The organism is Actinoplanes sp. NPDC020271, from assembly GCF_044388125.1.
Lineage (GTDB): Bacteria > Actinomycetota > Actinomycetes > Mycobacteriales > Micromonosporaceae > Actinoplanes.
The window spans coordinates 73165-99640 of record NZ_JBIRWQ010000015.1; the positions used below are offsets into that span (position 1 = coordinate 73165).

General features: G+C 71.1%; 21 protein-coding genes and 1 pseudogene. 8 read left to right on the forward strand and 14 right to left on the reverse strand.

What is annotated here, in order from left to right:
• Positions 1-97: 97 nt before the first annotated feature.
• Positions 98-1702: an AMP-binding protein gene (locus ACH442_RS29305; RefSeq protein ID WP_396341330.1), complete on the forward strand. Its 1605-nt coding sequence runs from the start codon at positions 98-100 to the stop codon at positions 1700-1702.
• 93 nt (positions 1703-1795) lie between these two features.
• On the opposite strand, the gene ACH442_RS29310 is transcribed toward ACH442_RS29305, so the two are convergent.
• The 5 genes and pseudogenes from ACH442_RS29310 to ACH442_RS29330 form a co-directional block, all read right to left on the reverse strand.
• The gene (locus tag ACH442_RS29310; RefSeq protein ID WP_396341331.1) at positions 1796-4288 is read right to left on the reverse strand and encodes an FtsX-like permease family protein; all 2493 of its coding nucleotides are present in this window, start codon (positions 4286-4288) and stop codon (positions 1796-1798) included.
• Positions 4289-4473: 185 nt separating this feature from the next.
• A pseudogene (locus ACH442_RS29315) lies at positions 4474-5196 on the reverse strand (ABC transporter ATP-binding protein); the annotation flags it as partial.
• 131 nt (positions 5197-5327) lie between these two features.
• Complete coding sequence (locus ACH442_RS29320) at positions 5328-5978, reverse strand: response regulator (RefSeq protein ID WP_396341332.1); 651 nt, start codon at positions 5976-5978, stop codon at positions 5328-5330.
• 52 nt (positions 5979-6030) lie between these two features.
• Complete coding sequence (locus ACH442_RS29325; protein WP_396341333.1) at positions 6031-7263, reverse strand: sensor histidine kinase; 1233 nt, start codon at positions 7261-7263, stop codon at positions 6031-6033.
• Positions 7264-7526: 263 nt separating this feature from the next.
• Positions 7527-8411, reverse strand: coding sequence for a S1 family peptidase (locus ACH442_RS29330; RefSeq protein WP_396341334.1), 885 nt, complete (start codon positions 8409-8411; stop codon positions 7527-7529).
• 186 nt (positions 8412-8597) lie between these two features.
• Here ACH442_RS29330 and ACH442_RS29335 point away from each other — a divergent pair, with 186 nt between their 5' ends.
• Positions 8598-9257 (forward strand): response regulator transcription factor, encoded by a 660-nt coding sequence (locus ACH442_RS29335; RefSeq protein WP_396341335.1) that lies wholly within the window; start codon positions 8598-8600, stop codon positions 9255-9257.
• A complete protein-coding gene (locus tag ACH442_RS29340; protein WP_396341336.1) occupies positions 9254-10345 on the forward strand; it encodes a sensor histidine kinase in 1092 nt (363 codons plus the stop codon). Before ACH442_RS29335 ends, ACH442_RS29340 begins: the two co-directional genes overlap by 4 nt.
• A gap of 19 nt (positions 10346-10364) precedes the next feature.
• Here the strand turns inward: ACH442_RS29340 and ACH442_RS29345 are convergent, their stop codons facing one another.
• The 3 genes from ACH442_RS29345 to ACH442_RS29355 form a co-directional block, all read right to left on the reverse strand.
• Complete coding sequence (locus ACH442_RS29345; RefSeq protein WP_396341337.1) at positions 10365-11429, reverse strand: ATP-binding protein; 1065 nt, start codon at positions 11427-11429, stop codon at positions 10365-10367.
• A 332-nt stretch (positions 11430-11761) separates the two neighbouring features.
• Positions 11762-13312, reverse strand: coding sequence for a serine/threonine-protein kinase (locus ACH442_RS29350; protein ID WP_396341338.1), 1551 nt, complete (start codon positions 13310-13312; stop codon positions 11762-11764).
• Positions 13313-13542: 230 nt separating this feature from the next.
• Entirely contained in the window at positions 13543-14298 is a 756-nt protein-coding gene (locus ACH442_RS29355) for a glycoside hydrolase family 16 protein (RefSeq protein WP_396341339.1), read from the reverse strand.
• 222 nt (positions 14299-14520) lie between these two features.
• Here ACH442_RS29355 and ACH442_RS29360 point away from each other — a divergent pair, with 222 nt between their 5' ends.
• Positions 14521-15564 carry a glycoside hydrolase family 26 protein gene (locus ACH442_RS29360; RefSeq protein WP_396341340.1) on the forward strand — a complete coding sequence of 348 codons (1044 nt, stop codon included), beginning with the start codon at positions 14521-14523 and terminating at the stop codon, positions 15562-15564.
• Here ACH442_RS29360 and ACH442_RS29365 read toward each other — a convergent pair.
• Positions 15524-16537, reverse strand: coding sequence for a LacI family DNA-binding transcriptional regulator (locus tag ACH442_RS29365; RefSeq protein WP_396341341.1), 1014 nt, complete (start codon positions 16535-16537; stop codon positions 15524-15526). The genes ACH442_RS29360 and ACH442_RS29365 overlap by 41 nt on opposite strands.
• 404 nt (positions 16538-16941) lie before the next feature.
• Between ACH442_RS29365 and ACH442_RS29370 the strand changes: the two genes are divergently transcribed.
• A complete protein-coding gene (locus tag ACH442_RS29370; RefSeq protein ID WP_396341342.1) occupies positions 16942-18387 on the forward strand; it encodes an arabinofuranosidase catalytic domain-containing protein in 1446 nt (481 codons plus the stop codon).
• A gap of 229 nt (positions 18388-18616) precedes the next feature.
• Here ACH442_RS29370 and ACH442_RS29375 read toward each other — a convergent pair whose 3' ends face one another.
• Positions 18617-18889 (reverse strand): hypothetical protein, encoded by a 273-nt coding sequence (locus ACH442_RS29375; protein WP_396341343.1) that lies wholly within the window; start codon positions 18887-18889, stop codon positions 18617-18619.
• A gap of 98 nt (positions 18890-18987) precedes the next feature.
• Here ACH442_RS29375 and ACH442_RS29380 point away from each other — a divergent pair, with 98 nt between their 5' ends.
• On the forward strand, positions 18988-19098 hold the full coding sequence (locus ACH442_RS29380) for an SDR family oxidoreductase (RefSeq protein WP_396341427.1): 111 nt from the start codon (positions 18988-18990) through the stop codon (positions 19096-19098).
• A 90-nt stretch (positions 19099-19188) separates the two neighbouring features.
• Here the strand turns inward: ACH442_RS29380 and ACH442_RS29385 are convergent, their stop codons facing one another.
• Entirely contained in the window at positions 19189-19320 is a 132-nt protein-coding gene (locus tag ACH442_RS29385; RefSeq protein WP_396341344.1) for an alpha/beta fold hydrolase, read from the reverse strand.
• 225 nt (positions 19321-19545) lie between these two features.
• Between ACH442_RS29385 and ACH442_RS29390 the strand changes: the two genes are divergently transcribed.
• A complete protein-coding gene (locus ACH442_RS29390) occupies positions 19546-22485 on the forward strand; it encodes a S8 family serine peptidase (protein WP_396341345.1) in 2940 nt (979 codons plus the stop codon).
• Between the two features lie 130 nt (positions 22486-22615).
• Entirely contained in the window at positions 22616-23386 is a 771-nt protein-coding gene (locus ACH442_RS29395) for a FadR/GntR family transcriptional regulator (RefSeq protein ID WP_396341346.1), read from the forward strand.
• A 15-nt stretch (positions 23387-23401) separates the two neighbouring features.
• Here the strand turns inward: ACH442_RS29395 and ACH442_RS29400 are convergent, their stop codons facing one another.
• The 3 genes from ACH442_RS29400 to ACH442_RS29410 form a co-directional block, all read right to left on the reverse strand.
• Positions 23402-24394: an aldo/keto reductase gene (locus tag ACH442_RS29400; protein WP_396341347.1), complete on the reverse strand. Its 993-nt coding sequence runs from the start codon at positions 24392-24394 to the stop codon at positions 23402-23404.
• Positions 24391-25215, reverse strand: a complete 825-nt coding sequence (locus ACH442_RS29405) for an amidohydrolase family protein (protein WP_396341348.1) — start codon at positions 25213-25215, stop codon at positions 24391-24393. The genes ACH442_RS29400 and ACH442_RS29405 overlap by 4 nt, the downstream gene beginning before the upstream one ends.
• A gap of 64 nt (positions 25216-25279) precedes the next feature.
• The gene (locus tag ACH442_RS29410) at positions 25280-26470 is read right to left on the reverse strand and encodes a mandelate racemase/muconate lactonizing enzyme family protein (RefSeq protein WP_396341349.1); all 1191 of its coding nucleotides are present in this window, start codon (positions 26468-26470) and stop codon (positions 25280-25282) included.
• Between the last annotated feature and the right edge of the window lie 6 nt (positions 26471-26476).

Here is a 26476-nt window from a genome sequence, read left to right on the forward strand (position 1 = left end):
AACCGCACCCCGGACGGGCCGGAACGGCCCTGCCGGTTTCCGGGAATCCGGGTCAGGATGTGGTCGGGGCCATATTCGCAACGCCCGGGAGGTCACCGTGGAACTCAGCGTCAGTGCCGGACCGGCCGAACCGCCGCTGCTGGAGCGCACCATCAGCGCCGATCTGCTGGCCACGGTGGCCCGGCACGGCGAGCGGGAGGCCCTGGTCGACTGCACCTCCGGCCGGCGGTGGACATATTCGCAGCTCAAGACCTCGGTGGACGCGGTGGCACTGGGACTGCGCCGGCTGGGCGTGACCAAGGGCGACCGGGTCGGGGTCTGGGCCCCGAACTGCGCCGAGTGGGTGCTCACGCAGTATGCGACCGCCCGGCTCGGGGCGATCCTGGTGACCGTCAACCCGGCCTATCGCAGCCACGAGCTGCGCTATGTGCTGCAGCAGTCCGGGATCCGCACCTTGGTGGCGGCATCCTCCTTCAAGGGCTCGGACTACGCGGCGATGATCGCCGGGGTCCGGCCGGAATGCCCGGAGCTGCTGGACGTGGTGCTCATCGGTGAGGCGTCCTGGGATGCCTTGACGGAGACCTCCGCCGACCCGGCAGTGCTCGACGACGTCGAGGCGACGCTGCGCCCGGACGACCCGATCAACATCCAGTACACCTCCGGGACCACCGGCTTCCCGAAGGGCGCGACACTGTCGCACCGCAACATCCTGAACAACGGGTACCTCGTCGGGGCGCTGATCGACTACACCGAGGCCGATCGGATCTGCATCCCGGTGCCGTTCTACCACTGCTTCGGCATGGTGATGGGCAACCTGGGGGCGACCACCCACGGCGCCACCATGGTGATCCCGGCACCCGGTTTCGACCCCGGGCTGACGTTGGAGGCGGTGGCCAAGGAGAGTTGCACCTCGCTCTACGGCGTGCCGACGATGTTCATCGCCATGCTCAACCACCCGGATTTCGACTCCTTCGACCTGTCCAGCCTGCGTACCGGGATCATGGCCGGCTCACCCTGTCCGGTGGAGACGATGAAACAGGTCATCGAGCGGATGGGGATGGCCGGGGTGTCGATCTGCTACGGCATGACGGAGACCTCCCCGGTCTCCTGCCAGACCCGCACCGACGACAGCCTCGAACGCCGCGTGGCGACGGTCGGCCGGGCCGGGCCGCACCTGGAGGTGAAGATCGTCGACGCCGACGGTGCGACCACACCGGTCGGGACCACCGGCGAGCTGTGCACGCGCGGCTACTCGGTGATGCTCGGCTACTGGGAGCAGCCGGAGAAGACGGCCGAGGCGGTCGACGCGGACGGCTGGATGCACACCGGCGACGTCGCGGTGATGGATGCCGACGGATATGTGCGGATCACCGGCCGCATCAAGGACCTGGTGATCCGCGGTGGCGAGAACATCTACCCGCGGGAGGTCGAGGAATTCGTGCTCACCCACGGCGATGTGCTCGACGTCCAGGTGATCGGGGTGCCCGACGAGAAGTACGGTGAGGAGGTCATGGCCTGGATCCGGATGAGACCCGGCACCGAGCCGCTCGACGCGGAGAGCCTGCGTGCCTTCTGCTCGGGAAAGCTCGCCCACTACAAGATTCCGCGTTACGTCCGCATCGTCGACGACTTCCCGATGACGGTCACCGGCAAGGTCCGCAAGGTGGAGATGCGCGAGATCTCCCTCCGCGGACTCGGCTGAGGAAACTCTCCGTCAAGGCGGCGGGAACGGGCGGCCCGCAGGAGCACGGGCCGCCCGCCGCTCAGGCGACGCAGATTTCCGTCGCGGTGACCGTCATTCTCTGATGCCGATGTGTTCGACCGGCGGAACTCGCAGCATCCGGGCGATCGGCAGCACCGTCGTGGCGAGCGCGAGCACCGCGGTGCCGCCGAGAACGATCGCCACGCCCAGCGGTGGGAGGTACGGCACCGGGTTTCCGGTCAGCGCCCGGACGACGCTGCCCAGCGTCAGCACCGCGATCGCGCCGCCGAGAATCACCGCGGTGCCGAGCAGGCCCGCCTGTTCCGCGTTGACCATCCGCCGCACCTGGCGCCGGGTGACGCCGGTCAGGCGCAGCAGCGCCAGCTCACGGCGGCGGGCGAGCGCGGCCATGACCATGGTGTTGGCCGCTGCCACCACCGTGTAGCCGACCATCACCGCGATCAGCAGGCGGTTGAGCCAGGCGCTGAGTGCGAGGTCCTTCGCCAGTCCGCCGCTCAGTGCGTCGGTGTCGACAAGAGCGCTGCCGGGATGCGCGGTGGCCACCCGGCGCAACGCGGCGTCAGCCGTGGCGGGCGCGCTGATCAGCACCTCGTCGTCGAGGTTCGTGGCGGTGTGACCGGCGACCGTGGACAGCGGCAGGACGACGTCCCCGAAACCGAGCCCGCGCTGGTAGACGGCGACGATTTTCACCTTCGTCGGGGTGCCGTCGCCGAGACGCAGGTCGACGGTCTCGCCGAGATCCCAGCTGAACGTGGATGCCTGTGTCGCGGAGACGGCGGCGGTGCCGTCCTTCAGATCGGCGAGGCTGCCTCCGGTCACCCCCAGGTCGAGCGTCCGGTCGACGGTCGCCGGGTCGACGGCGCGTGCGCCGATCGACTCACCGTCGCCCATCAGCGCGGCCACGACCGTCGTGTGACGGACGGGCGTCGCCGCCCGTACACCGGGAATCGCTCTGACCTCGGCCACCGCGGACCGGGCCAGGCCGGCCGGAGCGACCAGCGCTTTCTCGGCCCGCAGCCCGGCCCGGCTCTGCGCGACGGCCTGCCGCTCCAGGTTGTCCTGCAGGAACCAGACGGAACCGCCGAAGCCGACCGCGAGCACCAGCGAGGTCAGCACGGTCGCGGTGCCGCGAGCGTTGGCGCGCAGGTTGGCGGCGGCCAGGTAGCCGCTGGTGCCGAAGACCGTCCGCAGCGGACGGGCGAGAAGGCGGGCCGCCGCGGTGGTGATCCAGGGTGCGAGCAGGGAGACGGCCAGGACGAACAGGTACAGCATGCCGAGCGCGGCGCCCAGCGCGGTCTGGCCGCCGGCGGCCACCGCGGCGAAGGCCGACGCGCCTGCCGCCGCCAGCGCGATCAGGCCGCTGATCCGGCGGAGATTTCCTGCGGTGCCGGGTTCCGCGGCGGCTTCACCGAGCGCTTCGGCGGGTTTGATGCCGGTGACCCGGCGGGCGGCGAGGAGCCCGGCGAGCACAGCGGACAGCAGGACGATGCCCGCGGCGGCCGCCGCGGCGATCGCGCCGGGGACCATCGGGAACCCCGCGGGAACGAAGCCGCGATCGGTGAGCTCGTGGGTGAGCCATCGGGCCGCGGCCAGTCCGCAAGGAACGCCGATGATCGCGGCGACGAGGCCGACCAGCGCGGACTCGGCCATGATCATGCGGCGGACCTGGCCGGGGGTGGCGGCCACCGCACGGACCAGGGCCAGGTCGCGCCGGCGGTGGCGCACGGAAAGTCCGACCGTGGCGGCGACGACGAAGACGACCAGCAGCACGACGTAGCCGCCGAAGGACGCGCCGACCTGGACCAACAGGGTGGCGGCGGCCTTGCCGGTGGAGCTCTCCGCCAGTCCGCTGCCGGATCGGGTGAGAACCTTCGCGTCACCGGCGACTTCCGTGATCCGGGAACGCAACTGCCCGAGGTCGGCGCCGGGTTCCGCGAAGACGCCGATGGCGCTGACCGCACCGGGGTGCGGGGCCAGGGCCGCGGCGCGGGCGTCGGTGAAGAAGATCGCCGCCGTCCCGGTTTCCTTCACCAGACCGCTCATCCGGTACGTCCCCGGAGTCCCGCCGACGATCAACCGCACCTGGTCACCGGGTCCGGCGCCGGCGGCCGTGGCGGCATCGAGCACCACCTCGTCGTCGGCGGACGGCGCCCGCCCGGTCGCCAGCTGGTACGGGGTCAGCACCGCACTCCCCCATCCTCGCCCCGAGACCTGGGCACCGGTGCCGGTGAGGACCGGGATGCCTTCGTCCACCGCAACGGTGGTGACGCCCGGAACCTCGCGGATCCGGGTGGCCAGCTCGGCCGCCACGGTGCCGCCTTCCGGGAGGGCGACGGTGCTCCGGGTGATCTCGCCGTCGAACTCCTTGCCGGTGAAGGTGGTGTCGGGCCGGGCGACGACGAGGTCGGCGGCGGCGTAGCGGACGGGACCCGGGTGGTACCGCAGGCCGGACTCGACGAGGACGCCCATCGTGGTCAGGATCAGCGCGCCCAGGACGAGCGCCAGCAGGGTCGCCACCGAGGATCCGGGCCGGTGGCGCAGCATGCGGACAGCGAGCGAGGTCATCGGGCGGCTCCCTGGTTCAGCGGGCCGAAGCCGGCATTCTCGTCGCCGGTGGATCGGGCCGGGGCGAAGCCGGCATCCTCGTTGCCGGCCGATCGAGCCGGAGCGAAGCCGGGATCCCCGTCGCCGCCGGATCGAGCCGGGCCGGAGCCGGCATCCCCGTCGCCGCCGGATCGGGCCGGGGCCGGGCGGCGGCCGAGAGCGGCCAGGTGCTCGGCGATGCGCGCGGCGCCCGGCTGCGGGAGGTCGTGCACGATCCGGCCGTCGGCCAGGACGATCACGCGGTCGGCGTACGACGCCGCCACCGGGTCGTGGGTGACCATGATGACGGTCTGGCCGTGCTCGTCGACGATCCCGCGCAGCAGGGCGAGCACGTCCGCCGCCGTGGTGGTGTCGAGCGCCCCCGTCGGCTCGTCGCAGAAGATCACCTCCGGCCGGGAGGCGAGAGCCCGGGCGATCGCCACCCGCTGCTGCTGACCGCCGGAGAGCGCCGACGGCCGGTGCCGGAGCCGCTGACCCAGGCCGACCCGCTCGATCACCTGCCCGATCCAGGCCCGGTCCGGGCGGGTCCCGGAGAGTCGGAGCGGCAGGAGGATGTTTTCTTCGACGGTCAGCGCACCGATCAGGTTGAACGCCTGGAAGACGAAACCGATGCGTCCCCGCCGGAGCTCGGTCAGCTTCGTCTCGGAGAGTTCCGTCAGTTCGGTGCCGCCGATCCGGACGGTGCCCGAACTCGGCCGGTCGAGACCGGCCGCCGTCTGCAGCAACGTGCTCTTGCCGGAGCCGGAGGGGCCCATCACCGCGGTGAAGGTGCCCCGCTCGAACGCTGCGTCCACGCCGGCGAGGGCGGTCACCGGCTCACCGTCGGACGAATAGATGCGGGTGAGTCCTTGTACACGAACCGCGGACATTGCTGTGCCTCTCCCTGTGCGAGCTGTGGTCGTTGCGCACACTGAGAAGTCTGGTCATTCCGGGCGTCCGGGAAAATGAAGCCACCTGGTCAACCCGGGTACAGCAGGCTGTACCTCGATCGGTGGCGGGCTCAGCGCGCGGACTCGAGGAACCGCAGGACCGCCGTCACCCGCCGGTCGGCCCGGTCGTCGGGCGCCAGTCCGAGCTTGGCAAAGATGCTGCGGATGTGCTTGTGGACCGCGCCCTCCGTGATGACGAGTTTCTCCGCGATCGCGCTGTTGCCCAGACCTTCGGCCATCAGCGCGAGCACGTCGCGCTCCCGGGGGCTGAGCCGCGACAGCGTGCTGTCCGGGCGGCTGCGGGCGAGAAGTTGCCCGATCACCTCCGGGTCCATCGCCGTGCCGCCGTCCGCGACGCGGTGCAGGGCGTCGAGGAACTCCTCGACCCGTCCGACGCGTTCCTTCAGCAGGTAGCCCAGTTTCGCCGAGCCCTGGGCGAGCAGATCGGTGGCGAAGGCCGGCTCGACGTACGCCGACAGCACCAGCACCGCCAGGCCGGGAATCCGGCGGCGGGCCTCGACCGCGGCGGCGATCCCCTCGTCGGTGTGCGTGGGTGGCATCCGGACGTCGACGATCGCGACGTCCGGCCGGAAGGTTTCCACCGCGGTGAGGAACGCGCCCGGCGTCTCCGCGGTCGCCACCACCGACAGGCCCTCGGCCCGCAGGAGCAGTGCCAGCCCTTCGCGCAGCAGGGCGTCGTCCTCGGCGATCACGATCCGCACGGCAGCTCCACCTCGATCACCGGATCCAGCACGGTTACCAGCGGAGATGCGGTCAGGATCCGCACGGCAGCTCCACGTCCATCGTCGTCGGCCCACCAGGCGGGCTGGTCAGGACGAAACGGCCATCGTAGGCCTCGACCCGCCGTCGCATCCCGGCGAGCCCGGAGCCACCGCTCTCGTCGGCGCCGCCGTGCCCGTCGTCGGTGATCCGCACCGACAGCCGGTCCCCGGCCCGCCGGACCACCACCTCGACGGACCTGGCCTGACTGTGTTTGACCACATTCGTCAGGGCCTCGGCCACCACGAAGTACGCGGTCGCCTCGACCGAGATCGCACATCGCCCGGGCACCTCCACGTCGACCCGGCACGGCACCGCGCAGCCCGCAGCCAGCCCGTCGAGCGCCCCCGCCAGCCCGCGGTCGTCGAGCACCGGAGGCAGGATGCCACGCACCACCGCCCGCAACTCGGCGAGCGCGAGTTCGGCCGCGTCCTGCGCCCGGTCCAGGATGTCCGCGGCCGCCTCCGGGTTCCGGTCGAGAGCCCGTCGCGCGGCTCCGACCAGCACGTTCAGCGCGACCAGGCGATTCTGCGTGCCGTCGTGCAGGGATCGTTCGATGCGCCGCAGTTCCACGGCGTGCGCGTCGAGAGCCGCGGCCCGGGTGGCGGTCAGCTCGGCGACGCGCAGCGACAGGTCGACATCTCCGGCGGGTGCCAGCAACCGGCGCCCGGGCAGCGCCTGCAGCCACGCGATCCCCGGGGTGAGCAGCACCGCGAGCACCGCGAAGACCACCCCGGCCAGCAGCACTGCGAGTGCCTCGCCGAGCTCGTCGACCCGCCACCAGAACATCCCCGGCGCGCCCAGCGACGGGTCGATCGCCCGGAACCAGAGCGGGAACGTCACGTCCTCGACCGCGTAGACCGGCAGCGAGATCCCGAGCAGTCCCAGCAGGAAGCCGGCGCTCCCGTGCACGGCGGTCCAGCCCAGCTCACGCCGGACGGCGGAGTCCCGCAGCGCCTCCCGGATCGTCGGCGGCAGCGGCGGCGGGCCGATCAGCGCGGGTCCCCATCGGGTCAGGCGTGCCCGTTCCTGATCAGCGGCGAATCGCACGCCACGCAGGATGCCCGGCACCACCAGCAGTCCGATTCCGACGAGGCAGGCGGCGAACACGACGACCATCCCGACGAGGATCGCCAGCGCCAGCGCCGACGTCCCGAGCCCGCCGACGACGTGCTTCAGCCCGCTGACGCCGTCACGCAGGCGGCCGACGAGCCGGCGTCTCACCACGAACCCTCCCGCCCCGGCTCCGTTCCCACCACGATCAAGACCCATTCTCCCGTACGGCGAAAAGATCCTTCGCCTCGGCCGCCGCGCGGCGGTGGGACGGGCGAGGTGCATGAACCAGGCCGAGTTCGCGCTGCCCGGCACGCCGGCCGAGGATGCCGCCGCGCTGAGGGAACCGATCAGGATGTCGGCGGCGACCGCGAGCCCGCGCCGACGATCGCGGCCCGCCGGGTGGCCACGCACCCATCGCCGGCACATGCAACGGATCAGACCCCGGTGACCGCTTTCGCCGCCCGGCGGCGGGTGCCGCGATGCTGCGACCGGGCCAGGAACACGGCCACGAGCAGGACGAACAGCAGCGCCGCGCCCACCGCGACCCGCACCGGCGTGGTCCCCGGGAAGGTGGGTCCGTCGTCGATCGTCCCGGTGATCCAGTTCGCCAGGTTGTCGGTGCGGGCGCTGAGGTCGGGGCCCTCGTGCGGGCAGGTCGGGCCGCTGCTCACCACGGCGATCAGGACCGGCGGGCTCTCCCGGAAGTACGGGCCGCCGGAGTCGTGCGGGCAGGCACTGGTGTCCCGCCGCGGCGCGCGGCCGGAGATCTCCAGGACGGTGTCGCCGACCCGGTCGACGACGAACCGGCCGGTCTGCAGCCGCTCCGGGGTGGAATCGCCCGTGCCGGAGAGCCCGTAGCCGGTCAGCCGGACCTTCTCCCCCGGTTCCGGCGCGGTGCTGCCGACCTTGAGGGGCGCGATGTCGGTGATCGGTTCGTCGAGCTCGGCGAGAGCGACGTCGGCGGTCTCCGACTGCCGGACGCCGACGACACGGACCTCGTGCCCGGCGGAGGTCCCGAGGTCGGTGCGTCCGACGGTGGCGGTGGTTTCCGCCGCGACGGTGCGGCTCACCCGTTCGCCGTCGGCGTCGCGGAAACAATGTCCGGCGGTGATCACCCACTTCGGTGCGATCAGAGCCCCTGAGCACCAGCTGTCCCGGCTGCCGCGCTCCTCGGTCGGGATGCCGGTCATGGTCAGGCGGGCCGAGAACGCGTAGTCGCCGTCCGGAGCGTCCTCGCCGTAGGCGACAGCCTCGGCGGGCTGAGCACCGGCCAGCACGATCAGCACGATCGTGAGTAGGTTCGTCAGGGGACGGAGCAAGAGGGCACCACCGGGTCGGGCGAAGGGACGAGGTGTGCTCATGCTCGGCAACGGGATGTTCAGGGGCTGTCAGACGCGTGCTTACGGAATTTTTATCCGGGGGTTGCGAGGCTGCCCGGCGGACGTCCTGGCCAGGCCGGGGCAGTGTTTGTGGCCGGCGGAGGATCACCGACAGGAGGGCAAGGCGTGCGGGTGCTTGTCGCCGAGGACGAGCGGATTCTGGCCGACACGATCGCCGAGGGGCTGCGACGGTTCTCGATGGCGGTCGACGTGGTCTACGACGGCGACACCGCCGCCGAGAAACTCGTCGTCAACCGGTATGACGTCGCCGTCCTCGACCGGGACCTGCCCGGACGCAGCGGTGACGACGTGTGCCGGATGATCGCCGGCTCGGACAGCGGCACCCGGGTCCTGATGCTCACCGCCGCCGTCGGCATCCGCGACCGTGTCGAAGGCCTGGGACTGGGCGCCGACGACTACTTGACGAAACCTTTCGCCTTCGCCGAGCTCGTCGCCCGGTTGCAGGCGCTGTCCCGGCGGTCGGCCACCGCGCTGCCACCGGTGCTGGAGCGGGACGGACTGGTCCTCGACGTGACCCGGCACACCGCCGCCCGCGACGGCCTGGTGCTGTCACTGTCGCCGAAGGAATTCGCCGTCCTGCACGTGCTCATGCGGGCCGGCGGCCGCATCGTCAGCGCCGAGGACCTCCTCGAACAGGCATGGGACGAGCACACCGACCCGTTCACCAACACCGTCCGGGTGACGATCATGACGCTGCGGCGCAAGCTCGGCGACCCGCCGCTGATCCACACCATTCCCCGCGTCGGATACCGGCTGGGCTCATGACCCTCGGCTCGCCCGGCCGGCGCATGCTGCTCGTCGGTGCTCTTCTTCTGATCGCGGCGCAGTTCGTGCCGTGGGTGTCGGCCCGGTTCCTCGACCTGTGGTCGGACTTCGTACCGGGCCCGTGCTCCCCGCCGGCGCTGGATTCGCCGGGTGAGAGCACGTCGTACCTCTGCATTCAGCTCTACCGGCATCCCAGCATCCCGAACGTGTTGACCCGGCTGGTCTTCCTGCTGCTCCTGGCCGCGGCGTGCGTGCCGCTGGTCCGCTGGTGCCTGCGGCCGGTCCGGGACATCGTCCCGCTGATCTCCGACGTCGGCCCGCAGAACCTCGGTCACCGTCTGCGGCCCGGCCCCGGCTCCGGCGAACTCGCGCGGCTCGGGCGCGCGATCGACGAGATGATGGACCGGATCGCGGTCGGCTACGAGGCGCAGCGCCGGTTCGCCGCGGACGCGTCCCACGAGTTGCGCACGCCGCTGGCCGTCCAGCGGACGCTCATCGAGGTCAGCATGGCTCACACGCTCAGCGCCGACCAGGTCGAGCTGCTCACCGCCCAGTTGTTGCAGACCAATGAACGCAACGAGCGGCTGATCGAGGGTCTGCTGGTGCTCAGCGAGAGCGACCGCGGGCTGATGTCGTCGACGCCGCTGCGACTCGACGAGATCACCGCGGCGGTCGTCGACGCGCATCGTAAACGCGCGGCCGAAGCCGGGATCACCATCACGACGCAGCTGCGTCCGCGGGTGGTGCTCGGCGAGCAGGTGCTGCTGGAGCGGCTGGTCAGCAATCTGATCCAGAACGCGGTCAAATACAACCGGGAAGAAGGAACCATCGACGTACGGGTGGGCGACGCCCCTGCGTTGATCATCGTCAACACCGGCGACGACATCCCGCCGGACGAGGTGTCGGCACTGTTCGAGCCGTTCCGGCGGCGGACGGCCGCTCGCATCGACCACAGTGGCGGTGCGGGGCTGGGGCTGGCGATCGCCCGGTCGATCACGAGGGCGCACGACGGCACGATCGCGGCGTCCTCCACCGGCCGGGACGGCCTCCGCGTGGAGGTGAGTTTCCCTCCTCCCACGGTCCCGTGACCGGCGCCTGCCCGACGGATCAGCTGAAACGCAGGTCGGCCCAGACACGCTTGCCGGGCTCGGCATGGTGCCGGTAGACGCCCCACGCATCGGTCAGCGCCTGGATGAGGTGCATGCCTCGCCCGTTGGGCCGGTCCTCGTGGCGCGGCCTGACCGCGGGGCTGCGCGGGTCGTCGTCGGCGGCCACCACCCGCAGGTGTTCCCCGGTGTTGATCAACTGCGCCTCGCACAGTCCACCACCGTGGCGTACCGCGTTACTGATCAGTTCGGTCGCCACCAGGTCCACGTCGTCGTAGAACTCGCGCCGAGGCGTCCGGGTCAGCACCTCCGGGAGCGTCATCCGCACCCAGTTGCGGCCCTCGGTGCTCGTCGTGACGGCAGCGGGGTTCTCCGGGCGCCAGCTGACGCTGTCACGAAGCCACGGTGGCGGTGTTGCCGATTCCGTCGTCACGGTGGTGACCCGGGAGGCGTCCAGCGCGTCGGCCGCCAGCCGGGCGAAGCCCTCGGCAGTGTGCACGTCGGACTCCGCGAACGGCTCGTGGAAGTCCAACTCCCTGATCAGCGTCATCGCGCCGAGGAGAACCCCGCTCGAGGTGCGCAGAGGCACGACGATCGAACTGGAGACGCCCAGCGACCTGAGCTGGCTCGCCTGCTCAGGATCGGTGACCACGGCCTGCAGCATCCCGGACGGCACGTGCGGCAGGTAGCGTGTCACCCCGGTGGCGGCGACGCGACCCGCGCCGTAGTTGTCGCCGACTCGGACCGGCACTTCGGCCGCCCAGTGCCGGACCACCGGCTCACGTCCGGCGTCACGATGGCGCAGGGTGATCATTTCGAGGAGTTCGCCGTCGTCCGGCTGCGCCGCGACGATCTCGTCGAGAGCGACTGTCACACCGGCACGCAACGCTCGTACGGCGGAGACACGCACGTGCACCGCGCACCAATCCGCCAGCCGTGGTACCACCTCGTCGCCGACAGCGTCAGCGGTGGCGAACCAGCCCGGCGCCCCTCCCCACCGGCCGGTGATGACCGCGCCTTCCCCGCCCTCGGTGGCCGCTGGGCCCGGGTGTTGCTGCAACGTCATGCCCTGCCTTCTCGGCCAGGCGGCCGAGGCCGGCCTGGAGACATCGGTCGCGGTTCGCGAGCTCAATGCTCGCCGTGACCGACCCGTCGGTCAAGTCGACAGCCCCGACCGGGCCACGGCCCAGCCTTGCGAGTCACCGTCGAGCACGGCGGTCAGTTGCTCGGCCGCGGCGGATCGATCACCGGCCTGCCTTCTGGTACAAGCATCTCGTTGTGGCGACACGCTTCCTCATCGCGCCCGCCTGCTCCCCGCAGTGCCCGCGGGGAAAGATCGTCACCGGCAGCGATGCCGCGGGGAGAGAACGGCCGGGTTGGACGAGACGCGACAACCGGTCAGACGGACCAGGCTTCCACATCGCTGAAGGAGACTCGGGCGTCGGACTGGTCGCTGATCACGCCGAGGCCGAAGGCGCCGCCGGTCACGTCCGTCTCCGGCATCGTCTGCTCACCGATCAGAATGCCGTCGTGGCCGACCCGGAGCACGCCGTCCTGCACCGCCACCTGCAGGCGCAACTCCGTGCCGGGAACCGCCACCGGGGACGCCCACTCGTGCACCGGCAGCGTGTCGCCGTTTCCCTGACTCTCGGCCTGCACCCGCCAGGCATTCGCGCACACGTCGAGCCGGTAGACCCGCTCCCTCGACTCGGCGAACCACACGCCCAGGCAACTGCCGGCCCGCTCGATCCGGGCGCTGACCTCGACGGCGAAGCTGCCCTTGAGGTCGACGCGTTCGCCCTGGCACTGCCACACGCCGGTGGAGTGGTTCTGCACCTGCAAACGATCATCGACATAGCGACAGTACGTCTTGTCGCCCTCCACCGACGTCTGCTCCCACTTGCCCTCGACCACCAGCGGGTCGGAGAGTTCGAGGGTCCCACTCGGCATGACCAGCCTGGTGACGTCGTCCTTCGGGACGTCGTCGTCGTTGCGGGGCCGCAGGGCGAACCCGAGGCCCCCGGCGAGCGCCAGCGCCAGCACCACGACGAGCGTCCTGACCCCTCGCCGCCGCTTGCGGACCTTGATGATCCCGTCGACCGCGGCGCGCAGTTCCGGATGGACCTGGGTTCGGTCCAGCAGTGCCTCGACCAGTTCCCGGGCCGTCGGCCGCTGCTCCGGTACCGGCGACAGGGCCCGCTGCACCAGCACCCGCAGCGCCCCGGTCAGTCCGTCGAGGGTCGGATTGCCGTTCATGATCCGGCCGAAGACGCCGACCGCGGACTCGGCGTCGAAGGGCGGACGACCCTGACTTGCGTACGCGACCACGCAGCCCCAGGCGAAGATGTCCGCGGCCGGGGTGACGGGGACGTCCGGGTCACCGAAGCGTTCCGGCGCCATGTAGTTGACCGTTCCGACGACCTCCCCGGTTCGCGTGTGCTGGGTCGCCGACTCCAGCGCCCGGGCGATGCCGAAGTCGATCACTTTCGGACTGCCCGGCGCGAGCAGCACGTTCTGCGGCTTGAGGTCGCGGTGGATGACCCCGGCCTCGTGGATCGCGGCCAGCGCGGTGGCCACGCCGATCGCCAGCCCGTGCAGGTTCGGCGCGCTCAGCGGCCCGCGCCGGGCCACCTCCGCGGCCAGCGACGGCCCGTCGACGAACTCGACCACCAGGTACGGCCGCGCCGCCTCGGGGTCGGCGTCGAGCACAGCGGCCGTGCAGAACGGCGGCACCTGCCGGGCCCGGGCGACCTCGGACCGGAACCGCGCCCGGAACTCCCCGTCGGCGGCGTACTCCGCGTGCACCACCTTCACCGCGACCGACTGCCCGTCGATCCCCCGAGCCTCGTAGACCACGCCCATGCCACCGGCCCCGAGCCGGCCGACCAGCTCGTACGCCCCGATGTGCACCGGGTCCTCAGGACGCAGGGCCCCACCGCGCTCGCTCATCCCGACTCCCGTGATCCATGGTGGACGGCTCGCGAAACCCTACCGGCCGGACCACAGCCGTGATCTCCCGCCGCCGCGGCGGCGGGCGGCGCTTCATCCCTCGTGCCTCCGTTCCGAGGTCAGCGCCGGCCGGACTCCACATCCGGGTGGAGGTCACGACGACGGGTGGCGTGCAGCGCAGGCACGGGACACAGCCGGGCGCGGGCCCCTGGCCTCGTCGTGGTCCGGGCTCAGTACCTGGTGTACTTGGCCCAGTCGTAGCTCGCGGTCTGCCGGCCCCGGTAGGTGAACGGCTGTAGCCAGCTGTCGACCCCGATGCCCGGCCACAGATTCATCATGATGCGCTGCGGGTGAGTGGGAAGCGGCCCCCGTGACCCGTTCTCCTGGTGGACCAGCACCCCGTCGACGAACCAGTTGACAGTGCCCCGGTTCCACCACTCGAAGGCGTAGTTGTGGTACCCGGCGGAGGCGTCGAAGCCCAGGTTGATGACGGTCTCGTGGCCGCCGGTGCCGTTGGTGAAGTAGTTGAGCTGAACCTGGTTGGTGTTCTTGCCGAGGATCTCGACGTCGATCTCGTCCCAGGGCTGGCCGTCACTCGGCCCGGTGTAGGTGAAGAACGACGTGACGGTGCCGGGGTTCTTGACCGCTTTCAGCCGGGCCTCGAACCGGCCGTAGGAGTACAGGTTCGTGGTGCGGTACTCGCCGGAGGCGTAGGGCTTGCCCGAGCAACCGCTCGGGCACGGCTGATTGTCCAGGTTGATGTTCATGGTTCCGCCGACGGTGACGTGGTCGCCGCGCCAGCCGGCGTTGAACATGCCGCCGTTGCTGTAGCCGTCGGCCTTGTACCAGCGTCCGGTGTCGAAGCCGTCGAAGTTGTCGGTGAAGCTCGAACCGATGGCCGCCTGGTCCGGTACGGCGCCGGGGCCGGCGAGTGCGAGGGCGACGCCGAGGACGGCGGCGGCGGCGCGGGATCGGGCGATGAGCACGGGAACTCCGCTTCTTCCGGGGGCTTTTGGAAGCGCTTCCGGAGTAGGACATCCGGACAGGTCGATGGAAAGTCTGAAACCCCCCGTTGACTTTTGTCAATCTGTCCTGCTCGATCACCACCTGCGCCACGCTCCCGGGAACCATGCTCATGATCTCTCTTTACATAGATCAGCGTCAGTCATACGTTGACACCGGAAGCGCTTCCAAAACGAGGAGACACTATGCGCAGGCGAACATTGCTGGGGTCAGCCGCGATCGCCGCGGTCGCGGTGGCGTCCGACCCCGGTCGCGCGAACGCCGCCCGGGGCACGACTCGCTACCTCGGCGTTTTCCGCGAGGAGGATCCGACCGCGATCGCCGCCGACGTCAGCACCCTCTACGGCGTCACCCCGGCCAGCGTGATGTGGTTCGACAGCTGGGCGACCGGCGCGGCGTTCCCGGTGAACGAGGCGAAGATGCTGTGGCGACGCGGAATCATGCCGCACTACACCTGGGAGCCGTGGAACACCGCTCTGGGACCGAACGATCCGGCTCAGATCCGTCTGCAGGACATCATCGACGGCGCCTGGGACGGCTACATCACCGCACGGGCCAGGGAATTCGCCGCCGTGGGGCGGCCGATTCTGGTCCGCTGGGGACACGAGTTCAACGGCAACTGGTATCCCTGGGGCATCGCCAACAACGACGCCGACCCGTCGCGCTACGTGCGGGCGTACCGGCACGTCCACGACGTGGCGGAGGCGGCCGGGGCATGCAACGTTCAGTGGGTGTGGGCGTTCAACAACGGCTCCGCGCCGGACGAGGCCTACAACGATCCCGCGGCCGCGTACCCCGGCGACGACTACGTCGACTGGGTGGGCATCGACGGCTACAACTGGGGATTCGGCCCGTCCTGGGATCCGACCGGCGACCATTGGGCCGGGTTCGACGCGACTTTCACCGCCGCGTACGCGAAGGCTCGTGCGGTCGCGCCGCACCGGCCGGTGATGCTCGGGGAGTTCGCGTCGTCCGAGGACGGCGGCGACAAGGCGCGGTGGTTGCGAGACCTCGACGCGACGCTCGCCGCGGGGGCGTTCCCGGAACTGAAACTGCTCACCTACTTCGATGTGACGAAGGAGGAGGCGTGGTCACCGGCGTCGTCACCGGCCGCGCTGACCGCGTTCACCTCCTGGGTGCACCGCCGGTACATGAACGGCCGGGGCCACGAGCTGGCCCGGATCGCGCTCAGGCGGATTCCCGCACCACCATTCTCGTCGGCAGGATGAACGGTTCCGGCCGGGCGCCGTCCAGCAGGTCGATGAGCATGCGGGCGGCCTCCCGGCCCAGGGCCTGCACCGGCTGATGGACGGTGGTGAGCTTCGGATCGGTGTGCACCGCGACGGGCAGATCGTCGAAGCCGACCACCGCCACGTCACCGGGGACCGCACGGCCCGCTTCCCGCAACACCCGCAGGGCGCCGGCCGCCATGTTGTCGTTGGCGGCGACCACCGCGTCGAGATCCGGGTACGCACTCAGCAGCGCGCGCATGGCCTCGGCCCCACCCTTCTCCAGGAAGTCACCCGGCTGCACGGCGTACGGCCCGGAGCCCGCCAGCAGCAACGCCTCGGTGTAGCCGCGGCGGCGCTCCCGGCCGACGGCGGTGTCCTCCGGTCCGGTGATCATGGCGATTCGGCGGCGGCCGTTGCGGAGCAGATGCTCGGTCGCCGCCCGCGATCCACCGGCGTTGTCCACGTCGACGTAGAAGGGCGGCGTGCCGTGGATCGGTAGTCCCACGAAAACGGTCGGCAACCCGGACTGGGCGGCGATGTCGATGAGCGGATCGTCGCCACGCATCGCGACCAGCATCACCCCGTCGGCGCCCCGGGTCTGCAGGAAGGCCTTCAGCCGCTGCCGCCCGTGGACGGGCGTGGCCAGGCTGAGCATGAGATGCAGTTCGGTCTTCTCCAGCGCGGTGGATGCGCCGACGATGATCTGCGCGAAGAACGGGTCCCCGAACACCTCCGGCCCCTCGCCGGAGACCGCCAGGACCACCACCCCCGTCTGGCGGGTGACCAGAGCCCTCGCGGCCCGGTTGGGGGTGAAGCGGAGCTCGCGGATCGCCTTCTCCACCGCTTCGCGCTTGGCCGGGCTCACGTGCGGCCCGTTGTTGATCACGCGAGAGACGACGGTGCGGGACACCCCGGCACGCTCGGCGACCTCGTCGAGGGTCGGCGGCCGGGACCGGGCGGGTGACGGCATGGCCTGGACCCCTCCACTCGCACCAGTCACCAGGGCACCGAATGCCGGCCTGGCTCCGGTCGATCCTAGTTGACTTTCCTCGCACCCTGAACAACGCGGACCCGGGTCGCGTGGGCTTTCCCCGGAGGACCGGGGAACCGCCGGCCCGGCGGCCCGCGAAGGTTCTATTTCAGAATACGATTCAGCCTGGCCGAAGGAACGTCCTCCGACTCGGCAGAGACGCCACACATAACACTTTTCTGATCCCCCTCTTCTCCGCCATTGGGTCACGAATTGACTGCTCATGGCCCCAGTCACTCGAGAGCGAAATATTCGCTTAACATTGACATCAATCTTTTACTGAACTAATTTTCTGAGGAAATCTTCCGTGGGAGCGCTCCCGGATGCCGAATTCAGGAGAGGTTATGAGAAAACCCGGATCCACCACCGCGGTACTGTCCGCCGGTGTCCTGCTGGCCTCGATGGTCGTCGCCGCCGCGTCACCGGCGTCAGCGGCCACGGGATGTTCGGTGGCCTACGCCGTGTCGTCCTCCTGGCAAGGCGGCTTCACCGCCGGCGTCACCGTCACCAATCTCGGCGACCCGATCGCGAACTGGACCCTGACCTGGTCCTTCACCGCCGGGCAGAGCGTCTCGCAGCTGTGGAACGGGACGGTGAGCCAGTCCGGTTCCCAGGTGAGCGTGTCGAACGCGAGCTACAACGGCACGATCGCCGGCGGCGGCAGCGTCTCCTTCGGCTTCAACGGGACCTGGACCGGCGGCAACCCGGCCCCGGCCTCCTTCGCTCTCAACGGCACCACCTGCAACGGCACGACCGGCAGTCCGTCCCCCTCCACCTCCGCGTCACCGTCGCCGAGCACCTCCGCGTCACCGTCGCCGAGCACCTCGACGCCGGCGACGAACCTGCCCTGCGACATCTACGCCGCGGGCGGCACCCCCTGCATGGCCGCGCACAGCACCACCCGCGCCCTGTTCGCCGCCTACACCGGCGCGCTCTACCAGGTGCGACGCTCCTCGGACAACACCACCCGCGACATCGGCGTGCTCGGCCGCGGCGGCGCGGCGAACGCGGCAAGCCAGGACGCCTTCTGCTCCGGCACGTCGTGCGTCATCACGATCATCTATGACCAGTCCGGGCACGGGAACCAGCTCGGCTATCAGGGCCCGGGCGGGATCGGGGGTGCCGACACGGCGGCCGGGGCCACCCGCGAGACGGTCACCGTCGGCGGCGCCAAAGCGTACTCGCTCTACATCAACCCCGGCAACAGCTACTGGCGCAACGGATCCGCTTCCGGCATCCCGACCGGCAGCGCCCCCGAGGGCATCTACATGGTCACCAGCGGAACCCACGTCAACAGCGGCTGCTGCTTCGACTACGGCAACAGTGAGACCACCCGTCGCGCCGACGGCGCCGGCGCCATGGATGCCATCTACTTCGGGACGAGCTGCTGGTTCGGCGGCTGCTCAGGCACCGGGCCGTGGGTGCAGGCGGACCTCGAATACGGCCTCTACCCCGGCGGCAGCAGCGCCTGGAATTCCAACCAGCGCGCGTTCACCAGCAAATTCGTGACCGCGACGCTGAAGAACAACGGCACCTCCCGATTCGCCATCAAGGGCAGCAACGCCCAGTCCGGCAACCTGTTCACGCTCTACGACGGGGCACTGCCGCGCGGTTACAGCCCGATGCGCAAGCAGGGCGCGATCATCCTCGGCAGCGGCGGCGACTGCTGCATCGACAACACCAACCAGAGCGCCGGCACCTTCTACGAGGGCGCCATGGTCGCCGGTTACCCCTCCGACGCGACCGAGAACGCCGTACAGGCCAGCGTCGTCGCGGCCGGCTACCGATAGATCAAAATCAACACCATTTTCCCGTACGGCGGAGCACCGCTCCGCCCCGGCGCGCCGCCGCCCCGGTCGGCGCCGGACCCCGCCCCCGGCCGCGACCAGCGGCTGGGCGGCGGCCCACGGTCGGAGCCGGCGGCTGGGCGACGGCCGGCGGCCGGGTCCTCGGCTCGGCCGGTTCCGCCGCCAAGGCGGACCTGCGGGTGACCGCGGTTCGCCGGCTCCGGGACCGCGGTTACCGCGGATCGCGGGGCGAGCCGTCCAGACGGTAAGCCAGGCGGGGGCGCTGAGTGCGGCCCCGCCGGAGGCTGTGCAGCCAGATCAGGCCGGGTGGGCAGTGCTCGGGATCGTCCGGCGGGTTGACGAAGTCGGTCTCCCAGATCATCAGGTCCCGGCTGACGGTCACCTCCCGCAACCGCAGGCCGACGCCGGCGCTGTAGGTGTGGTCTCCCAGCATCCGCAGCGCGCCCGCGTCGCCGGTGAGCGAACCCCCCAGGATCAGCGACATGTCCGGATGACAGCGATCACGGATCATGCCGGCGAATCCGTCGCCGCGGCTCGCGCCGAGCAGATCCTCCGTCTCGTTCCGGGCCGCGGCGACACCGGATCGGCCGCCCGGAGGAGATCGCCAACGCGGTGCTCTTCCTGGTGTCGGAGCAGTCCAGCTTCATGACCGGCGCTGAGATCTTCGTCGACGGCGGCGCCGAGCAGATCTGATGCCGCCGCGGCGAGCACTCGATCCGGTTCGCGGGGCGGGCGTCGGTGACGCCCGCCCCGCGGGTTCATGCCGGCCGCGCGGCCGGACAGTCAGGAGAGCGGGACGTTCCGCTCCTCGAACCAGGCCGCACACGCCGCACGGAACGCCTCCGGCTGCTCCACCCACGGGAAGTGGCCGCAGTCCTTGATGATCGCCAAGGTCGTCGAGCGCTGCGTTGGCATCGATCGCGATGATTCCCAGCAGGTTCTCGGGGTGGTCGGCGGAGACGGACCGGTCGCGTCGACATGCGCCCGAGTGGCGAAGAAGAGGGTCCCCGGCAGCGGGTCCGCCTCGCGCACGCCCCGGCCGGCTCCATCGATCTTAATGATCTTGTTGCGGTTTCTTAACCGGTTCAGGGTTGGGTGTGGCCATCCATGCAAGTGACTCTCCACTGGGGAAGGAGACTCGTGGCCACGAGCCTTCGAGCGCTGTCGGCACTCACTCTTTCTCTCACCCTGACCGCAGTCGGTCTGGGTGGGCCGGCGCCGGCCCGGGCGGGCACACCACTGCCCGACCTGGGCCTTCTGCACGAAGGACGGACTCCGGCGGCGCTCACCGGCGGCGCCGCGCTTCGCCCGAACACCGCAAGCCCCGCCCTCACCGACGGTCAGTACGTGGTCCGGCTGCGCGAGGCGCCCGTCACCTCGTACGCCGGTGGGAAGTCCGGTCTTGCCGCCACCGAGCCGGCGGCCGGGCAGGAGCTCCAGCCGCACTCGGCCGCGGCGGAGAAATACCGGGCACATCTGAGCGAAGCCCAGCGTGACGTGCTCGACGACCTCGGGGTGAAGGCGCGGCAGACCTACACGACGGCCTTCAACGGGTTCACCGCGAAGCTGACCGGTGCCCAGGCGACGACGCTGGCCGAGGACCCGCGCGTGGCCGCCGTCAGCAAGGCGCAGGTGGTCAAGGCCGACGCGGCGGCCCTCGGCAGTCCGAGCAGGACAGCAGCGACCGGCCCGAAGACCACACCGATGCCGGGCAAGGGGTCCGGAGTCGTCGTCGGGGTCATCGACACCGGCATCTGGCCGGAGAGCGCGTCCTTCGCGGCGACCATGCCGGCGCCGAAGGGCTGGCACGGCACCTGCCAGGTGGGCGACGGCTTCCCGGCCAGTGCCTGCAACGGAAAGATCATCGGCGCCCGCTACTTCGCGGACGGCTGGATCGAGATGGCCGGAGGGCTGCCCGACGGGGAGATCCTCTCCGCCCGCGACATGCAGGGTCACGGCACCCACACGGCGTCGACCGCGGCCGGTCTGCCCGTCGCGCACGCGATGGTGCTCGGCCGCGACCTCGGCAAGATCTCGGGGGTGGCGCCGGACGCGCAGATCGCGGTCTACAAGGCTCTGTGGGGCGGCTCCGGCACCGACGCCGACATCATCGCGGCGATCGACGCGGCGGTCGCCGACGGCGTCGACGTCATCAACTACTCCATCGGCAACGCGATGGGCGATTACCAGCCCAACAGTCCGATCGGCAACGCGTTCCTCAACGCCTACCTGGCCGGCGTCTTCGTGGCCGCGTCGGCCGGCAACGACGGCATGTCCGGCATGATCAGCAACGCCGAGCCGTGGGTCACCACCGTGGGCGCCGCGGTCGAACGAGCCAACGAGGCGACCGTACGCCTCGGCGACGGCACGAAGATCGTCGGCGCCTCGATGGACGTGCTGCCCGCGCGGGGCCGGACCCCGATCGTCTTCGCCGACCGGGCCGGCTCGACCGAGGACGGCGCCCAGTTCTGCCTGGGCGGCAGCCTCGACGCCGCGAAGATCAAGGGCAAGATCGTCGCCTGTGACTTCGACAGCGCGGCCGGAGCCGTCGAGGAGGTCAAGGCCAAGGGCGGCGCAGGAGTCGTGCTCTTCCAGACGGCCGGAAACGTACGCCTCAACGTCATCTACGACTTCCCCGCGGTGTACCTGTGGAGCACCGAGCAGGCCGGGCAGATCTTCAACTACCTGTGGGCGCACCGGGACGACGGCACGGCGACCCTGACGACCGGCGGTGACACCTCGAGCGTGGCCGGGCTGCCGAGCGTGGCCGGGCTCTCCTCGTACGGGCCGGACCAGATGCACACCGGGCTGCAGAAACCCGACCTCGTGGCGGACGGCGTCGACGTGGTCGCGGCGGTGTCGCCGATGGCCGGTGGGCGGCTCTTCGACGCCTACTCCGGCACCTCGATGGCCGCGCCGCACGTGGCCGGCATGGCCGCGATCCTGCGCGCCCAGCACCCCGGCTGGTCGCCGGGCGCGGTGGCCTCGGCGTTGCGGACCACGGCGGGCGACACGAAGGGGACCAGCAGCCCGCTGCGGCAGGGCTCGGGTCTGCCGCTCGTCTCCCGCGCCACCGACCCCGGTCTGGTGGCCGAGCCGACCGCGGCCTCGCTGACCGCCTTCGCCTCGGCCGCGACGCCGGACGGCAAGGAGCTCAACCTGCCCTCGATCGCGCTGCGGGAGTACGACGGTCTGCACCCCGTGGTCGTCAAGCGCAGCTTCACCAATGTCGGCGGGCGCACCGAGACCTACCGGGCGCGCGTCGAGGGCCTGTCCGGCATGGACGTCACCATCACCCCCGAGACCTTCACCGTCCGTCCGGGCGCCACGGCGACCGTCACGCTCAAGCTGGCGCGGGGTACGGCCACCTGGGACCGATACACCACCGGCTCGCTGATCCTCACGGGCGCCCAGCACCGCGTGCGGCTCACCGTCGCGGCCCGGCCGTGGGGTCTCACGCCGCGGCCCTACGACGACACCGGCCTCGAGTTCGGCCGGGTCGGCGGGCTCGGGCAGGGCTACCTGGAGCCCGGATTCACCGGGCCGCTGGCCGCGCGGACCACCGGATACACCCCGGTGACCTGGACGGACAAGCAGCTCAGCACGACCGTGACCGGTGGATCGTTCTTCCCCGGTGGCGTCGGGACGCAGGGCACCCGGATCGTGGTGCCGAGCGGAACGGCGGGCCTGATCGTGCAGACCGCCTCGGACGACCCGAACAAGAACCTCGACCTGTATCTCTACAAGGACGGCAAAATGGTCGAGCGCAGCTGGGCGTTCTGGCACAGCAACGAGCGGATCGCACGGTTCTTCCCGGAGCCGGGCGTATACCTGGCGTACGTGCACGCGCAGTCGACGGACACCGCTGAGGTGCCCTACCGGCTCGGCGTGACAACGGTCGCGGCCGACGGCAACCGCCGCAACGCGACGATCACCGCGCCGCCGGAGGTCACCCGGGGCGGATCGGGACAGGTCACCGTGAACCCGGTCGGCCCGCAGCCGGACCAGGAGCAGTGGGCCTACACCGAGTTCCGCACCGGCCGTACGGTCGTGCCGGGGCTGCTGATCAGCTCGCGCTGACCGGCAGCCACCTCAGGACGACCGGGTCGCCCAGGTCACCGCCATACATCATAGGTATGATGTATGGCGGTGGCGGCTCCCCCGACTGGCACTACGATCACGGTAGCGCTCAGGAGTACGGGGAGGACGCATGGATCGAGCACCGGAGGCGGGAGTGGCAGTCCCCGCGGCCCCGGCCTGGGTGCGCCGCCCGGCGAGCCTCGTGCGGGCGGTCACCGCGGAGCTGGTGGGACGGATCGTCGACGGCGTGCATCAACCCGGGACGGCGCTACCTCCCGAGCCCGTCCTGGGTGACAACTTCGGCGTGAGCCGCACGGTGGTACGCGAAGCGGTGAAGATCCTGCAGGAGAAGGGCCTGGTCCAGGTTCGGCAGGGCGCGGGAACGATCGTCACGGCCCCGGCTATGTGGGACATGCTCGACGAGATGATCCTGAGCGCGAGCATCGCCCAGGACGACGGCCTGGTCATCCTGGACGATCTCGTCGTCACCCGGCGGCTGCTGGAGTCGGACATGGCGAACGTGGCCGCGCGCGTGGCCGACTCGGACACCGTCGACCGGCTGCGGGATCTGGTCGACACGATGGACACGCTGGTGGACGACACGCAGGCCTACGGGGATCAGGACCGCGCCTTCCATGACACGATCATGCGGGCCTCCGGCAACCGGATCGCGCGGGCGGTCGTGCGGGCGCTGGAGAGCCAGGTCGTCAACACCGCTCGGTACATGGGCCAGACGGAGCGGGCGTTGTGCGTGGCGTCGAACCGGGGGCACCGCCGGATCTGCGAACGCATCGCGGCCGGTGACCCGGCCGGTGCGGCGGAGGCGATGTTCACCCACATCACCGAGGCATGGCTGGTCCGCCGGGGCGGCCCCGAGGATCCCGGCCGCCTGCGCCGCTGATCAGGAAACCGCGGGTCAGAGGCCTACCGCGCCGGCGGGGACGAACCCGCCGGCGACGAGATCCCGCCAGAGCGCGGCCGGGACGTCGGTGCAGAGGTGACGCAGATCCTCGTCGACCTCGTGCGGCGAGCGCATTCCGACGGCGACCGCGGCCACCGCGGGATGCAGCAGCGGAAAGGCCAGGGCCGCGGCGGGGAGCGGGACGCCGTGATCGGCGCAGATCTCCGCCATCCGGCCGGCCCGCCCGAGCACGCCGGCGGGCGCCGGCCGGTAATCGTAGGTGGCGTCACGGCGCGGATGCGCGGTCGAGAGCAGTCCGGTGGCGAAGACACCGGCGGCGACGACGGCGACCCCGTGTTCCCGGGCCGGCTCGAGGACCGACCCGAGCGCCTCCTGGTCCAGCAGGGAGTACCGGTTGGCGAGCATGATCACGTCCACCAGACCGTCGCGGATGACGCCCTCGAGCCCCGCGGTCGCGTTGGTCCCGATGCCGATGGCCGACACCAGCCCGGCGGATCTGAGCCGGGCCAGCGACGCGAGCGCCTGCCGGGCGGCGCCGGCCCAGGCCTGATCGGGATCGTGGGCGAAGAGGATGTCGACCGAGTCGAGGGCGAGCCGGCCGAGGCTCTCGCGCAGTGAGCGTTCGACTCCCGTGACGGTGAAGTCCCATTGCCGCCGCAGGGTGCCGGGCACCACGAACCCGTCGTCGTCCTGGGCGAGAGGCCGGTCGCGGGGCACGAGCAACCGGCCGGCCTTGGTCGAGATCACGAACTCGTCGCGGGGGCGGTCCCGCAGGGCGGCACCGATCCGGCGCTCGGAGAGTCCGAGGCCGTAGTGCGGCGCAGTGTCGAAATAGCGGATTCCGCCGGCCCAGGCCCGGCGCAGCGTACGGCCGGCCTGCTCGTCGTCCATCGCCGCGGCGAAGTTGCCCAGAGGAGCGCCACCGAACCCGAGCACGCCGTGCGCCGATCTGGCCCGCCCGAACAGTCTGTCCGCGATCGCGGTCACGTGCCGAGCCCGTAACAGGTGGTGGCGACGCCCGACATGATCGCGTGGCGCTCGGCCGGGCTCGCTCCGGCGAGTAGACCGTCCACCGCGGCCCGCCAGGCGACCGGTCCGGCGCTCAGCCGGGCCAGGGGCCAGTCGGAGCCGTACATGAGCCGGTCCGGGCCGAATGCCTCCAGAGCCACGGCGGTCACCCGGCGCAGCCGGTGCGGGTCGTGCACCAGGCCGGCGAGGCCGGAGATCTTCGCGTACACGTTCGGCCGGTCGGCGAGAGCCCGGAGTCCGCGCTGCCAACCCCGCTCGTCGTCGGTCTCGGCGATGCCCCCGAGATGGTCGAGCACAAGACACAGGCCGGGATGCGCCGTGGCGACCGCGGCGGCCTGCGGCAGTTGCCAGGACCGCACGACCAGGTCGAAGGAGAGGCCGCGGGCGGCGAGCACGTCGAGGCCGCGCCCGACGGCGGGCCTGCTCAGCCAGTCGGGATCGGGGTCGAGATGGACGAGATGACGGATGCCGGCCAGCCGCTGCCGCGCTCCGGGGCCGAGGCGGTCGAGTTGCGCCCCGGCGTCGGCGGTGAGGTCGATCCAGCCGACGACCGCAGCGATGCGGTTCCCCGGGTCGGCCAGCAACCGGCGGGTCTCGCCCGGGCTGTTGCTGCTCTGGACGACCACGGCCGTGCCGGCACCGGTCGCGTCGAGCATCTCGGCGAGGTCGCCGGAGCCGAAGTCCCGGTCGATCGCCGCCATCGAGTCCGGCTCGATCCACGGCTGCGGGTCGGTGGCCCGATCCCACAGGTGGACGTGCGCGTCGACGAAGTCGCTCACGACCGGTGCCGGATCTCGTCGCCGGGCGCCCGCTGCTCGGCGTGCCGCTGCGGCGTTCGCGGGCTCATGCCGGCGTCCCTGTCGTCAGGGTCGCGGCGGATCCCACGGCCGTCCCGGGCAGGCCGGGCGCGAGTCGCAGGCCGGCTCGCACCGGACGAACGTGCGGCCCGCCCGACTCGGCGACCGGGTTCGCCGCGCGGACGGCGTTGATGTGGGCCTCGTCGACGCGGATGCCGATCCCCGGCTCGTCGCCCAGGACGATGCCACCGTCCATGATCTCCTGGTCGATCACGAGCCCGACCGGCGCCGTCAGGTGCTGCACCTCGAAGGCGAGATGGTTCGGGATCGCGGCCGCGGCGTGAGCCACCGGATTGGTGTGGTAGGTCACCGGGCTCACCGGGAGATCATGCAGGTGCGCCGCCGCCGCCGTCCGCAGGAAGTGCGTGATGCCCCAGACGTTGCCGACCTGGACGATGTCGACGGCGTCGGCGGCCAGCAACGGTCGGTACTGCTCGAGCCCGGTCAGGTTCTCCCCGGTCGCCACGCCCGCGCGGATGTGCTGCCGCACGGCCGCGAGCCCGCCGGCATCCCAGCGGCGCACCGGCTCCTCGATCCAGGCCAGGTCGATCGTCCGCTCCAGCTCGGTGACGAAACGGACGGCCTGGGTACGGTTCCACGACTCGTTCGCGTCCAGCATGAGCGCCGGGTAGGCCGAGTTGCGGCTCAGCACCTCCCGCACCGCGAGCAGCCGGCGCAGGTCGTGGCGTACGTCCTGCCCACCCTTCAGTTTGGCCGAGCTGAACCCGCGGTCGGCGTACTGCTCGTAGAGCCGGACGAGCGCGTCGTCGTCGAGCGCGATGTCGAGCCCCGAGGCATACCCGGGCACGAAGCGGTCCAGTGCGCCGAGGGTGCGCCAGAGCGGCTCACCCGCGGCCTTGGCCTTCAGATCCCACAGCGCCATGTCGATCGCGCCGATGGCCCCGAACGCCGACCCGGCGTGCCCGGTCTTGAACACGCACGCGAGCATGCGGTCGTAGAGTGCGGTGACCGCGCGCGGGTCCTGGCCCTCGACGACGCCGAAGACGCGGTCGATGTCGCCGTGAGCCCCGACGCCGACGCCTTCCATGCCCTCGTCCGTCTCGAGGATCAGCACGTGCACGCCGGTCTGGTGACCCGGCATCACCCCGTTGGCGTCCCCGATCAGCCGGCCCCACTCGTGCCTGGTCAGCAGGCTGCGATAGCCGGTGACTCTCATGTCGGC

What these genes read in the sequence shown, in the direction of transcription:
- ACH442_RS29410 (WP_396341349.1), bottom strand. Translation starts at nt 26,470, where the DNA reads ATGAGAGTCACCGGCTATCGCAGCCTGCTGACCAGGCACGAGTGGGGC.
- ACH442_RS29360 (WP_396341340.1), top strand. Translation starts at nt 14,521, where the DNA reads ATGCGCAGGCGAACATTGCTGGGGTCAGCCGCGATCGCCGCGGTCGCG.
- ACH442_RS29375 (WP_396341343.1), bottom strand. Translation starts at nt 18,889, where the DNA reads ATGTCGCTGATCCTGGGGGGTTCGCTCACCGGCGACGCGGGCGCGCTG.
- ACH442_RS29370 (WP_396341342.1), top strand. Translation starts at nt 16,942, where the DNA reads ATGAGAAAACCCGGATCCACCACCGCGGTACTGTCCGCCGGTGTCCTG.
- ACH442_RS29365 (WP_396341341.1), bottom strand. Translation starts at nt 16,537, where the DNA reads ATGCCGTCACCCGCCCGGTCCCGGCCGCCGACCCTCGACGAGGTCGCC.
- ACH442_RS29395 (WP_396341346.1), top strand. Translation starts at nt 22,616, where the DNA reads ATGGATCGAGCACCGGAGGCGGGAGTGGCAGTCCCCGCGGCCCCGGCC.
- ACH442_RS29340 (WP_396341336.1), top strand. Translation starts at nt 9,254, where the DNA reads ATGACCCTCGGCTCGCCCGGCCGGCGCATGCTGCTCGTCGGTGCTCTT.
- ACH442_RS29385 (WP_396341344.1), bottom strand. Translation starts at nt 19,320, where the DNA reads ATGCCAACGCAGCGCTCGACGACCTTGGCGATCATCAAGGACTGCGGC.
- ACH442_RS29345 (WP_396341337.1), bottom strand. Translation starts at nt 11,429, where the DNA reads ATGACGTTGCAGCAACACCCGGGCCCAGCGGCCACCGAGGGCGGGGAA.
- ACH442_RS29310 (WP_396341331.1), bottom strand. Translation starts at nt 4,288, where the DNA reads ATGACCTCGCTCGCTGTCCGCATGCTGCGCCACCGGCCCGGATCCTCG.
- ACH442_RS29350 (WP_396341338.1), bottom strand. Translation starts at nt 13,312, where the DNA reads ATGAGCGAGCGCGGTGGGGCCCTGCGTCCTGAGGACCCGGTGCACATC.